The following is a 12,974-nucleotide window of genomic DNA, read 5'->3' on the forward strand; positions in this document are numbered from 1 at the left end:
CCCGGTTTTTGGCTGTCCGGCCCGCCGACGGACGCGCACGCGCTCCCCCCCCGGCCACCGAGCGCCGAACGCCACGCCACGCCATGACGACACGCGCGGTACCTCCCTCACGGGAAGGCGGTACCTCCTAGCCAGAAGACCGACACACGGCCTGGCACATTCCGTCACGGGAAAAGCGGACGACGTCCCCGGTTCCCCTGACCGCGGCACGCAGCTACGAGACCATGGCTGTCAGCGGGACCACGTCGGGAGGGGACGCGTGCACGCGCAGGAGACCACGTTCAGCAAAATCGTCCAGGGTGAGAAGCAGTTCCAGATTCCGCTGTATCAGCGCACTTACAGCTGGCAACGAGAAGAGCTGCGGCAACTGTGGGACGACGTACTGGAATTGGTCGAAGACCATCTGGACGGCAGGCAGCCGGCCGCGCATTTCGTGGGATCGGTGGTCCTTGCGCCGGGCCGGATCACCGCGGGTGGCATACAGCGCTGGCTCGTGGTCGACGGCCAGCAACGGCTCACCACGCTCATGCTCGCCTTCACCGCCCTGCGCGACCGGCACCGGGAGCGCGGCGCCGACAAGAAGGCCGCGCGCATCCATGACCTCCTGCTGGTCAACAGCTACCGGGACGGGGAGGACCGCTACCGGCTGCTGCCGACCCAGGCGGACCGCGACGCATTCACCGCCTGCGTCGAGTCCTCACCGAAAGCGGGCGGCCCCGGCAATGTGGGTGCCGCCTACCGGTTCTTCTTCGGAGCCCTGACCGAGGGCGAGGAGAACGGAGGCGAGGCGTGGACGGACGCGGTGGAGACGGTGTTGGGCGGCCTGCTGTCGATCGTCGAGATCACCGCGGCCGAGGGCGACAACGTCTACCGGATCTTCGAATCGATCAACAACACCGGTGTGGGCCTCAGCCAGAGCGATCTGCTGCGCAACTACCTCTTCATGTGCCTGCCGAACCGGGGCGAATCGGTCTACCGGCATCTCTGGCTGCCCATGCAGGAACTCCTCGGCCCGGAGAACCTGGAGCTGTTGGTCTGGCTCGACCTCGTCGTCGCCGGGAACAGCAGGGCCAAGCAGAGCGAGATCTACCGAGACCAGAAGAAGCGCCTGGAGCCGCTCAGCGGTGACGAGGACGCGCTCCAGGTCGAGATCGGTCAGCTGGCACAGCGGGCGGAGCGGCTCATGCGCATCCTCGAACCGGCGCGTGAGACCGATGAGGAACTGCGGGCGGTCCTGGAGCGGCTGTCCCGCTGGGGCGGCCAGACGCACTACCCGCTCGCACTCGGTCTTCTCGACCTGGTCGACACCGGCCGGACCACGGCGCGCGAGGCGGCCGATGCCCTGGCGTACGCGGAGAGTTATATGGTCCGGCGCCTGATCACCGGGCTGTCGACCACCGGCAGCAACCGGGTCTTCATGGAGCTCCCCAAGGAACTGGAAAAGGGCGGTTCACCGGCTGAAGCCGTACGCCGGTTCCTGTCCAGGAACAAGACGGGAGCCCGTGTCTGGCCCGGCGACGAATCCGTCCGCGAAGCGATCCGCACCCGGCCCTTCTACAAGGCGGGCCGGAGCAATCAGCGCTTCCAGGTACTGCGCCGCCTGGAAGAGAGCTACTGCCCCACCGAGCCCGTCGACTACGACAAGGCGCACCTCACGGTGGAGCACGTCCTGCCGCAGCGCCCGGCACAGCAGTGGTTCGACCTGCTCGCCGAGGAGGCCGAGGACGGCCAGAGCGCGGACGAGCTCCACGGCCTGCTGGTGCACACCCTGGGCAACCTCACCCTCTCCGCGGACAACGCCCGGCTGTCCAACCACCCCTTCCGCCGCAAGCAGCAGATCCTCGACTCCAGCGCCCTGCGCATGAACCAGCAGATCGCGGCACAGCAGCGCTGGGGCCGGGCGGAAATCCTCACCCGGGCCGCCGAGCTCGCCGAGAAGGCCGTGCAGTTGTGGCCCGGCCCCATCGAGGGCATGGTCCACGCGGATGACGAATGGCCGGGCTGGCGTGAACTGCGTACCGCCCTGCTCGCCATGCCGGCCGGGACATGGACGTCGTACGGCGATCTGGCCGCGCTCATCGGCACCGCCGCCATCTCGGTCGCCGGCCATGTCGCGTCCAAGCCCGGTCTGCACTGCTCCTACCGCGTCATGACCTCGGACGGCCGCATCGCGGAGGGCTTTCGCTGGGCCGACGACCAGCACACGGGCGACCCGCAGGCGTTGCTGGAGGCGGAGGGGGTGCCCTTCGACGGCAAGCGCCGGGCCGATCGCGCCCACCGCCTGACCACCGCCGACCTGGCGGCTCTGGTGGGAAAGGACGGCTCCGAGGAGGCGCCACCGGCAGCCCGCGCGGACGACGAGCCGCAGGCAGCGACCCGCTTCGAGACGCTGCTGCGCGACAACCAGACCCCGGAGACGGTCGAAGGGGTCCTGACCGCCCTCCGGTTCTGGGAACGTCAGGGCGGCCACCGCGCATACGGCAGGGCGAGCGAGACCAGCTGCTCCCCTCTGATCACCGTAGGCAATGCACCCGGGGCACCGGCCCTGTGGCCGATCGCGATCTACCCCGTGACCGGAACCGTCGAGGTGGTCTTCCAGCATCTGAAGCGCCGCCCGCCGTTCGACGACGAGCCCCTGCGCCGCGAGCTGATGACGCGGCTGAACGACATCGACGGCATCGACCTGGCCGAAGCGAAACTCGACCTGCGCCCATCCTTCCCGGTCGAGGTCTTCGCCGAGAAGGGGGACGACATCTCCGCGGTACTGGAATGGTTCCTCCACACCGTGGTGCTCGCGACCGCGCACCGAACGCCCGACGGCGACGTTCCCGCCGCCCGCACGTGAAGAGGACCGCAACGGGGGCCGCGGAGCGAGGCGATGCCGGCCCTTCGGCGCTTGGAGAAGTGCGCACACAGTTCGCGGAGAAGCGCGGACAGAAGGATGAATGGAGAAGTGCGCACTGAGTAAAGAGAAGCCGAACGCGAAAAGACCCTCTCCCAGTTTTCACTGGACAGAGGGTCCTTCGGGCACTTCCTGCGAAGTGCCCCCGGCAGGATTCGAACCTGCGCACACGGCTCCGGAGGCCGTTGCTCTATCCCCTGAGCTACGGGGGCGTTGCCGCCTGTGTTCTCGTGGCGACGGGTAGAACACTACCAGCTCTGATGGGGTGTTCATGAACAGGTTTCGCGGGAGGCGGGTGAGGGGCTGGAAGGGGTGGCCGGGGGTCCTAGCGCATCTGAGGGCCGTGGTGCGTGACGCTCGGGGAAAGGTCCCTCGCACGGGGGCGGAAGTGGGGAAAACCGGGACGCAGTCACAGGCGGGGTCCTAGTCTCATGGTGTGCCTGGCTTGTCCGGTCGGATCCTTGTTGTCGACGACAACAAGGTGATCCGCCAGTTGATCAGGGTCAATCTCGAGCTGGAGGGCTTCGAGGTCGTGACCGCGGCTGATGGTGCCGAATGTCTGGATGTCGTGCACCACGTGAGACCTGATGTCGTGACCCTTGATGTCGTGATGCCGCGGCTCAACGGTCTGCACACCGCGGCGCGGTTGCGCTCCGATCCGCGGACGTGGGACATCCCGATCGCCATCGTCAGCGCGTGCACCCAGGGCGAGGTGGACAACGGCGAGACGGTGGGCGTGGACGCCTTCCTCGCGAAGCCGTTCGAGCCGGCCGAGCTGGTACGGACCGTGGGGATGCTGGTGCGTGAGGGCCGGCAGCGGCAGAGGGAGCGTGGGCCCGCGGGTGGGGCCGAGGAAGAGGACGGGGAGAGCGACGGGGGCGGGGGAGGGGCGGGGCGCGGTGCCTCGTCCGGTGAGGTCGCGGCGTCCGGTGGGGTCGGCATGGTGGATGCGGGCGGGGAATAGCCGGAGAGGTGACCGGGCGTCCTGGATCGCTGTGCGGATGTCCACAGGGCGAAACCGGGTCGCATAGGTACCCCTGGTCTCCCATACGCTTGTCCTGTGACCCCCGCTGAGCTCTCCCGCACCGTCCTGCGCTCCGTGCGTGGTGCGGTGGAGGAGCAGGAGCTCTCCGTGCCCGTACCGGCGCGGATCGTGGTGCAGCCGCCGCCGCGGCCGGGGTGTGGGGACTACGCCTCCAATGTCGCGCTGCAGCTCGCCCGGCAGGCGGGCCGGCCGGCCCGGGAGGTCGCCGAGATTCTGCGGAAGCGGCTGATCGGGAGCGCCGGGATCACCCGGGTCGAGATCGCCGGGCCGGGTTTTCTGAACTTCACGTTGGGGGACGGGGCGCAGGCCGCGCTGGTGCGGGAGGTGCTGGCGCAGGGGGACCGTTACGGGGACCGGAGTGTACGGAGTGCCCGCGGCGTGGGCGCAGGCGATGTTGCCGGCCCGGGCTCCAGCCCCGACCGTGAGCCCGCCCCCGACCGTGAGCCCGGCCGCGGCCCCGACCCCGACCCCGACCCCGACCCCGACCCCGACCGCGGCCCTGCCCCCGGCCCCGCCCCCAGTGCCCGTGACGTCGTCGTCGCCGAGGCGCTGGCCCGCATCCAGGCAGCGGCCGGAGTAGTGGCCGTCGACGGTGGTCAGGCCGCCCCCGTGGCCACCCCGCCCGACCTGACTGCCCTCATTGCCCGTCTCGGAGTCGATGAAGCGCGCTGGGTGTTGTTGCGGCCTGCCGCGCAGGATCCGGTGCGGGTGCCCGAGCGGCCCGTGCAGCGGGAGAGCAATCCGCGGTTCCGGGTGCAGTATGCGGCCGCGCGGGCGCGGGCGCTGGGGCGTTATGCGCAGGAGCTGGGGTTCGGGAGCGAGCCGGGGGACGTGGGTGCTCCGGCGCGCGGTGAAGCCGTGGGCGAGGGCCCGTCGGACGGGTCCGTATCCGCTGCTCAGAACCTGCAGACTTTCCACACCCTCCTCGCCACCTACCCCTCCGCCATCGAGACCGCCGCGCGGCTCCGGGCGCCGGACCGGGTGGTGCGGCATCTGGAAGCGACGGCGGACGCGTTCTTCCGGTGGCATGACGTCTGTCCGCCGCTGCCCGTCGGGGAGCAGAAACCCTTGGCCGTGCATCGCGCCCGGCTGGCCCTTGCCGAGGCCGGCGGAACGGTGCTCGCCAACGGCCTGCGTCTGCTCGGCATCTCCGCTCCCGAACACCTCTGAACGATTTTGAGGGGATCTCCACTGTCATGAGCCGTTCCGCGCACCCCGCAGGGCCCCGGCACGCCGATGTGTTGCCCGAGGGCCATTACGCCGGGCCGCCCGCCGATCTCAACACCCTCGACCCGCGGGTCTGGTCCCGTACGGTCGGGCGCAATGCCGACGGTGTGGTCACCGTCGGCGGGCTGGACGTCACCGCGCTCGCCGAGGAATTCGGTACACCGGCGTATTTCCTGGACGAGGACGACTTCCGGGCGCGCTGCCGGGCCTGGAAGGACGCTTTCGGGCCGGAAGCCGATGTGTTCTACGCCGGAAAGGCTTTTTTGTCCCTGGCCATTGTGCGGTGGCTGAACGAAGAGGGACTGAATCTCGACGTCTGTTCCGGGGGCGAACTGGCCACCGCGCTGGCGGCGGGAATGCCGGCCGAGCGGATCGCCCTGCACGGGAACAACAAGAGCACCGAGGAAATCACCCGGGCCGTGGAAGCGGGCGTCGGGCGGATCGTGCTCGACTCGTTCCAGGAGATGGTGCGGGTCGCGCATATCGCGGAGCGGCTGGGCAAGCGGCAGCGGGTGCAGATCCGCGTCACGGTCGGTGTCGAGGCGCATACGCATGAGTTCATCGCGACCGCGCACGAGGACCAGAAGTTCGGCATCGCGCTGGCGGGCGGACAGGCCGCGGAGGCCGTGCGCCGGGCGCTCAAGCTGGACGGCCTGGAGCTCATCGGAATTCACAGCCATATCGGGTCGCAGATCTTCGACATGGCGGGTTTCGAGGTATCGGCCCGCCGGGTGGTGCAGCTGCTGACCGAGGTACGGGACGAGCACGGCATCGAGCTGCCCGAGATCGACCTGGGCGGCGGCCTCGGCATCGCGTACACCTCGGACGACGATCCGCGCGAGCCGCATGAGATCGCGACGGCGCTCGGGGAGATCGTGCGCCGGGAGTGCGAGTCGGCGGGGCTGCGGATGCCGCGGCTGTCGGTCGAGCCCGGGCGCGCGATCGTGGGCCCGACGGCCTTCACGCTGTACGAGGTCGGCACGGTCAAGGAGCTGGAAGGGCTGCGGACCTATGTGTCCGTGGACGGCGGGATGTCGGACAACATCCGCACGGCGCTCTACGACGCGGAGTACAGCGTGGCGCTGGTGTCGCGCACCTCCGATGCCGAGCCGATGCTCTCGCGCGTGGTCGGCAAGCACTGTGAGAGTGGCGACATCGTCGTGCGCGATGCCTTCCTGCCGGCGGACGTGGCGCCCGGGGATCTGCTCGCGGTGCCGGCGACCGGTGCGTACTGCCGTTCCATGGCGAGCAACTACAACCACTCGCTGCGGCCCCCGGTCGTAGCGGTCAAGGACGGTGCCGCCAGGGTGATCGTCCGGCGGGAGACGGAGGAAGATCTCCTGCGGTTGGATGTCGGGTAGGGCCGGATCGCCGGATCCCCGTCCCGGATGAAATAAATGTCTCGGCATCTGGACGATGGGCGGAAACTGCCGTCCGGTGCGTGAGACTTGTGCATGAGCAAGTTGGAATTCGCTGATCGATGAGAAGCAGAGGTCGAATGATGCGTACGCGTCCGCTGAAAGTGGCGCTCCTGGGCTGTGGTGTTGTCGGCTCAGAGGTGACGCGCATCATGACGACGCACGCCGACGACCTCGCCGCCCGCATCGGTGCGCCGGTGGAGCTCGCCGGGATCGCCGTCCGCCGCCCCGACAAGGTGCGCGAGGGCGTCCCGGCCGAGCTGGTCACCACCGATGCGACCGCGCTCGTCAAACGCGGCGACATTGATGTCGTGATCGAGGTCATCGGCGGGATCGAGCCGGCCCGCACGCTGATCACCACCGCTTTCGAGCACGGTGCGAGCGTGGTCTCCGCCAACAAGGCGCTGGTCGCGGCGGACGGCGCGGCGCTGCACGCGGCCGCCGAGGCCAATGGCGCGGACCTGTATTACGAGGCCGCCGTCGCCGGTGCGATCCCGCTGGTCCGGCCGCTGCGCGAGTCGCTCGCCGGGGACAAGGTCAACCGGGTGCTCGGCATCGTCAACGGCACCACCAACTTCATCCTCGACAAGATGGACTCCACCGGGGCCGGCTACAGCGAGGCGCTCGACGAGGCGACCGCGCTCGGTTACGCCGAGGCCGACCCGACCGCCGATGTCGAGGGCTTCGACGCCGCCGCCAAGGCCGCGATCCTGGCCGGTATCGCCTTCCACACCCGCGTGACCATCGACGATGTGCACCGCGAGGGCCTCACGGAGGTCACCGCGGCCGATATCGCCTCCGCCAAGCGGATGGGCTGCACGGTCAAGCTGCTGGCCATCTGCGAGCGGGCCGCGGACGGCGCGTCGGTGACCGCGCGGGTGCACCCCGCGATGATTCCGCTGACGCATCCGCTCGCCTCGGTCCGTGAGGCGTACAACGCGGTCTTCGTCGAGGCCGAGGCGGCCGGCCAGCTGATGTTCTACGGGCCGGGTGCGGGCGGTGCGCCGACCGCCTCCGCGGTCCTCGGCGACCTCGTCGCGGTCTGCCGCAACAAGCTCGCCGGAGCCACCGGACCGGGCGAGTCCGCCTACACCCGGCTGCCCGTCAGCCCCATGGGCGCGGTCATCACGCGGTACCACATCAGCCTTGATGTGGCCGACAAGCCCGGCGTGCTCGCGCAGGTCGCGACCATCTTCGCCGAACACGGCGTATCGATCGATACGGTCCGTCAGTCGGGCAAGGACGGCGAGGCATCCCTCGTCATCGTCACCCACCGAGCGGCGGACGCGGCCCTGTCGTCGACCGTCGGGGCACTGCGCGAGCTGGACACCGTGCGCGGTGTCGCCAGCATCATGCGGGTCGAAGGGGAGTAAAGGAACCCATGTCTGCCAATTCCACCGCGAGCCGTCAGTGGCGCGGAATCATCGAGGAATACCGTGACCGGCTGCCGGTCAGCGACACGACCGAGGTCGTCACCCTCCGCGAGGGCGGCACCCCGCTCGTACCGGCGCAGCTGCTCTCCGAGCGCACCGGCTGCGAGGTGCACCTCAAGGTCGAGGGTGCCAACCCCACCGGTTCCTTCAAGGACCGCGGCATGACGATGGCCATCACGCGCGCCAAGGAGGAGGGCGCCAAGGCGGTCATCTGCGCCTCCACCGGCAACACCTCCGCCTCGGCCGCTGCCTATGCGGTCCGCGCCGGCATGGTCTGCGCCGTCCTCGTCCCGCAGGGCAAGATCGCGCTCGGCAAGATGGGCCAGGCACTGGTCCACGGCGCGAAGATCCTGCAGGTCGACGGAAATTTCGACGACTGTCTGACGCTGGCCCGGAGCCTGTCCGACAACTACCCCGTCGCACTTGTGAACTCCGTCAACCCGGTGCGGATCGAGGGTCAGAAGACCGCGGCCTTCGAAATCGTGGACATGCTCGGCGACGCCCCCGACATCCATGTGCTGCCCGTCGGCAACGCCGGCAACATCACGGCGTACTGGAGGGGCTACAAGGAGTACGCGGCGGACGGCATCGCCACGCACACCCCGCGGATGTGGGGCTTCCAGGCCTCCGGCAGCGCGCCCATCGTGCGCGGTGAGGTCGTCAAGGACCCGACCACCATCGCCACCGCGATCCGCATCGGCAACCCGGCCTCGTGGTCGTACGCCCAGCAGGCGCGGGACGAGTCCGGCGGCTTCATCGACGACGTGACCGACCGTCAAATCCTGGCCGCCTACCGCCTGTTGGCGGCGCGGGAGGGCGTCTTCGTGGAGCCCGCCTCGGCCGCTTCGGTCGCCGGTCTGCTCAAGGCCGCCGAGGAGGGCAAGGTCGACCCGGGCCAGCGCATCGTCTGCACGGTCACCGGCAACGGTCTCAAGGACCCGGACTGGGCGGTGGCCGGAGCGCCGCAGCCGGTCACGGTCCCGATCGACGCGGACGCCGCGGCCGAGCGCCTGGGCCTCGCCTAGGACCCGGCGGCCGTACCGGCGGATACGCGGGTACGGCACACGGTGACGGGGCGGCCCACGTCCCGTCACCCCACGCACAGCAAACTGTGCAAAGGCTGCAAAGATCACGGAAGGCAGCGTCGAGGCACGGGAAGGCGCGCGACACGCATCGTGCGCCTCCTGTGCGCCCTATGTCGCGACAGAACCTTCCTTCGATAGGCTGGCAGCCAACTCCCCTCCCCACGGCATAACGCAGTGGTGTTCAGGGCAGGTCAGAACAGACCCCAGGAAGCCGGCCGGGCACTTCGGTGCCGCGGCGCTCCGGGGCAGTACCGCAGCATCAATCAAGGAGAGTCATCGAGCGATGGCCGGTCCCGCGTTCCGCGCCGCCGCCGTCCGGGTGCGCACCCCCGCTACCAGCGCCAATCTCGGTCCCGGCTTCGATGCCCTGGGTCTTTCCCTGGGCCTGTACGACGATGTCGTGGTGCGCGTCGCCGACTCCGGGCTGCACATCGACATCGCAGGTGAGGGTGCCGACACCCTGCCGCGCGACGAGAGCCACCTGCTCGTACGGTCGATGCGCGCCGCCTTCGAGCTGCTCGGCGGGCAGCCGCGCGGCCTGGAAATCGTCTGCGCCAACCGCATCCCGCACGGCCGCGGCCTGGGGTCTTCCTCGGCCGCCATCAGCGCGGGCATCGTGGCCGCCCGCGCCGTGACGATAGGCGGTGAGCAAAAGCTCGACGACACCGCGCTGCTGGAGCTGGCCACCGAGATCGAGGGCCACCCCGACAATGTCGCCGCCTGTCTGCTGGGCGGTTTCACGCTCGCCTGGATGGACACCGGAACCGCGCGTGCGATCCGGATGGATCCCGCCGATTCCATCGTTCCGGTGGTCTTCGTGCCCGGAAAGCCGGTGCTGACCGAGACCGCCCGAGGACTGCTGCCGCGCACCGTCCCGCATGTGGACGCCGCGGCCAACGCCGGCCGCGCCGCACTGCTCGTCGAGGCCCTGACCAGGCGCCCCGAGCTGCTGCTCGCCGCGACCGAGGACCGACTCCACCAGGAGTACCGCGCCCCCGCGATGCCGGAGAGCGTGGCCCTGGTGAACCGACTGCGTGCGGACGGCGTCCCCGCAGTTGTGTCCGGTGCGGGCCCCACGGTGCTCGCACTGGTCGAGGACGCGGCGGCCGAGAAGGTCGCGGCACTGGCGGGAGAGGGGTGGGCGGCCAACCGGCTGACCCTCGATGCGGCAGGCACCTGCGTACTGCCGCTCGCCGGGTGATCACGCGGGTGATCGACGATTGCCGGTCTTGGAGAGGGGGAATGTTTGTTGGACCCGGTAGTGTTAACCTCAAGTCAGTACTCGACGCCTGAGTGGCGCGGTGCTTCGTGTCCCCCATAGGGACCACTTTCTTCCGGGAGCCTCCCAAACTGCTTGGAGCAATGGCCTGAGCAGGAGTGAGCACGCTCCGGAATCGGCGTGACGACATGGGCCACTCTGCATCTCTTCACGCCGGCGCCATGAACTGATCTCTCCGCCACTTCCGGCGGGACCACCGCCCCGGCACCGGTCCACAAGACCAAGGACCCAGCCGGACAGCACAACCGGTCGCCGAGCCAGACAGGCCGACGCCCGCTCCAGGGAAGGACCCTTCGTGAGCGACACCACCGATCTGATGGGCGCGCGCACCGATGGCAGTGCCACCGCGCCCGCCACGGACGCTCCCGCCGCGCCTACGCGGCGCCGCCGTTCCGGCACCGGCCTTGACGGCATGGTCCTGGCAGAGCTGCAGCAGGTCGCCTCCGGCCTCGGTATCAAGGGCACCGCGCGGATGCGCAAGAGCCAGCTGATCGAGGTCATCAAGGAGAAGCAGGCCGGAGGCTCAGGCTCCGCCGCCAAGGCCGACGCGCCCGCCGACACCGAGACCAAGCCCAAGCGCCGGACGACCTCCAAGGCCCGCACCGGCGACGACAGCGCGGAGCCGGCCGCCGGCAAGGCCGCCAAGTCCGACAAGGGCGCCAAGGCCGCTGACCAGGCCGCGGCCCAGCAGCAGATCGACATCCCCGGTCAGCCGGTCAGCGACGAGCAGCCGGCCGGTGAGCGCCGCCGGCGTCGCGCCACCGCCGCCGCGGGCAGCCCCGAGGCCGCCTCGGGCGACCTCAAGACCGACACCAAGGTCGAGGCGAAGACCGAGGTCAAGGCGGACGCCAAGACCGACACCGCGACCTCCCCGCAGGAGACCGGCGAGGGCCGGCCCGGCAAGGGAGGCGAGCGCCAGGAGCGCGGCGACCGCCAGGACCGCGGCCAGAAGGGTGACCGTGGCGACCGCGGTGAGCGCGGCCAGCGCCAGCGTGACCGTGACCGCGGGGACCGCCGCAAGGGCGGCGACGCCGGCGACGGCGGCCAGGGCGGTCAGGGCGGCCAGCGCCAGCGGGACCGCCGTACCGATGACGACGACGACTTCGAGGGCGGCCGCCGGGGCCGTCGCGGCCGCTACCGCGACCGCCGGGGCCGTCGCGGCGGCCGTGAGGACTTCGGCAACGAGCCGCAGGTGTCCGAGGACGACGTCCTGATCCCGGTCGCGGGCATCCTCGACATCCTCGACAACTACGCGTTCATCCGGACCTCGGGCTACCTGCCCGGCCCGAACGACGTCTACGTCTCGCTCGCCCAGGTCCGGAAGAACGGTCTGCGCAAGGGTGACCACGTCACCGGCGCGGTCCGCCAGCCCAAGGACGGCGAGCGGCGCGAGAAGTTCAACGCGCTGGTCCGGCTCGACACGGTCAACAGCGTGGCGCCCGAACAGGGCCGCGGACGGCCGGAGTTCGGGAAGCTGACGCCCCTCTACCCGCAGGAGCGACTGCGCCTGGAGGGGGAGTCGGGCGGTCTGACGACCCGGATCATCGACCTGGTCACGCCGATCGGCAAGGGCCAGCGAGGGCTGATCGTGGCTCCGCCGAAGACCGGCAAGACCATGATCATGCAGGCGATCGCCAATTCGATCACCCGCAACAACCCCGAGTGCCACCTGATGGTCGTCCTCGTCGACGAGCGTCCGGAAGAGGTCACCGACATGCAGCGGTCGGTGAAGGGCGAGGTCATCTCCTCGACCTTCGACCGCCCGGCCGAGGACCACACCACCGTCGCCGAGCTGGCCATCGAGCGCGCCAAGCGCCTCGTCGAGCTCGGTCACGACGTGGTCGTCCTGCTGGACTCGATCACCCGTCTGGGACGTGCGTACAACCTCGCCGCCCCGGCCTCGGGCCGCATCCTGTCCGGTGGTGTCGACTCGACCGCGCTCTACCCGCCGAAGCGCTTCTTCGGTGCGGCGCGCAACATCGAGGACGGCGGTTCGCTGACCATCCTGGCCACCGCGCTGGTCGAGACCGGCTCGCGGATGGACGAGGTGATCTTCGAGGAGTTCAAGGGCACCGGAAACCTGGAGCTCAAGCTCGACCGCAAGCTCTCGGACAAGCGCATCTTCCCGGCGGTGGACGTGGACGCGTCCAGCACCCGTAAGGAAGAGATCCTCATGGGCAGCGACGAGCTCGCCATCGTGTGGAAGCTGCGCCGGGTGCTGCACGCCCTGGACCAGCAGCAGGCCATCGAGCTGCTGCTGGACAAGATGAAGCAGACGAAGTCCAACGCGGAGTTCCTGCTGCAGATCCAGAAGACGACGCCGACCGCGGGCAACGGCAACGACTGACGCCCGCCGGGCGCGCCGCGCCGTCCACCGAGCCCCCCTCGCCCTCACGGGTGAGGGGGGCTTCGTGCTGGGCGCCCCGTACGGCACGGGCGCGAGGGTGATCTGTGACCTGGGCCGCGCCCCACGGGCCGCACCGCTGCCGCGCTTGAGACCTTCCGCACAGATCCGTGCAACCCACACGGTTCCAGCCATGCCGGAAAAGGTGCCGAAAGTGCAGGTGGGGGAGGCGAAGGTCCTG

Annotated in this window: 8 protein-coding genes and 1 tRNA gene; 8 read left to right on the top strand and 1 reads right to left on the bottom strand. The window is 69.9% G+C overall.

Annotated elements, in window-relative coordinates; genetic code table 11:
* The first annotated feature begins 259 nt into the window (after window positions 1–259).
* Window positions 260–2,845: a GmrSD restriction endonuclease domain-containing protein gene (locus NUT86_RS27930; RefSeq protein ID WP_274738160.1), complete on the top strand. Its 2,586-nt coding sequence runs from the start codon at window positions 260–262 to the stop codon at window positions 2,843–2,845.
* Window positions 2,846–3,042: 197 nt separating this feature from the next.
* On the opposite strand, the gene NUT86_RS27935 is transcribed toward NUT86_RS27930, so the two are convergent.
* Window positions 3,043–3,114: transfer RNA gene (locus NUT86_RS27935), tRNA-Arg, on the bottom strand.
* 224 nt (window positions 3,115–3,338) lie between these two features.
* Here NUT86_RS27935 and NUT86_RS27940 point away from each other — a divergent pair.
* The 7 genes from NUT86_RS27940 to rho all read left to right on the top strand — a co-directional run bounded on the left by NUT86_RS27940 (window position 3,339) and on the right by rho (window position 12,736).
* Window positions 3,339–3,866 (top strand): response regulator, encoded by a 528-nt coding sequence (locus NUT86_RS27940; protein ID WP_026169244.1) that lies wholly within the window; start codon window positions 3,339–3,341, stop codon window positions 3,864–3,866.
* 96 nt (window positions 3,867–3,962) lie between these two features.
* Complete coding sequence (nrtL, locus tag NUT86_RS27945; RefSeq protein WP_274738163.1) at window positions 3,963–5,117, top strand: ArgS-related anticodon-binding protein NrtL; 1,155 nt, start codon at window positions 3,963–3,965, stop codon at window positions 5,115–5,117.
* A gap of 26 nt (window positions 5,118–5,143) precedes the next feature.
* Window positions 5,144–6,535 (top strand): diaminopimelate decarboxylase, encoded by a 1,392-nt coding sequence (gene lysA / locus NUT86_RS27950; RefSeq protein ID WP_093642698.1) that lies wholly within the window; start codon window positions 5,144–5,146, stop codon window positions 6,533–6,535.
* 137 nt (window positions 6,536–6,672) lie between these two features.
* Window positions 6,673–7,965, top strand: coding sequence for a homoserine dehydrogenase (locus NUT86_RS27955; protein ID WP_018087403.1), 1,293 nt, complete (start codon window positions 6,673–6,675; stop codon window positions 7,963–7,965).
* Window positions 7,966–7,973: 8 nt separating this feature from the next.
* Window positions 7,974–9,050, top strand: coding sequence for a threonine synthase (gene thrC, locus NUT86_RS27960; protein ID WP_018087402.1), 1,077 nt, complete (start codon window positions 7,974–7,976; stop codon window positions 9,048–9,050).
* 343 nt (window positions 9,051–9,393) lie between these two features.
* A complete protein-coding gene (gene thrB / locus NUT86_RS27965; RefSeq protein WP_018087401.1) occupies window positions 9,394–10,311 on the top strand; it encodes a homoserine kinase in 918 nt (305 codons plus the stop codon).
* Between the two features lie 373 nt (window positions 10,312–10,684).
* The gene (gene rho / locus NUT86_RS27970) at window positions 10,685–12,736 is read left to right on the top strand and encodes a transcription termination factor Rho (protein ID WP_018087400.1); all 2,052 of its coding nucleotides are present in this window, start codon (window positions 10,685–10,687) and stop codon (window positions 12,734–12,736) included.
* The last annotated feature ends 238 nt before the right edge of the window (window positions 12,737–12,974 follow it).

Source organism: Streptomyces sp. G7(2002) (assembly GCF_028870195.1).
Taxonomy (GTDB): Bacteria; Actinomycetota; Actinomycetes; order Streptomycetales; family Streptomycetaceae; genus Streptomyces; species Streptomyces nigrescens.

Excerpts from the sequence above, each read along its gene's own strand:
- thrB (WP_018087401.1), top strand. The coding sequence starts at position 9,394 with ATGGCCGGTCCCGCGTTCCGCGCCGCCGCCGTCCGGGTGCGCACCCCC.
- NUT86_RS27955 (WP_018087403.1), top strand. The coding sequence starts at position 6,673 with ATGATGCGTACGCGTCCGCTGAAAGTGGCGCTCCTGGGCTGTGGTGTT.
- thrC (WP_018087402.1), top strand. The coding sequence starts at position 7,974 with ATGTCTGCCAATTCCACCGCGAGCCGTCAGTGGCGCGGAATCATCGAG.
- lysA (WP_093642698.1), top strand. The coding sequence starts at position 5,144 with ATGAGCCGTTCCGCGCACCCCGCAGGGCCCCGGCACGCCGATGTGTTG.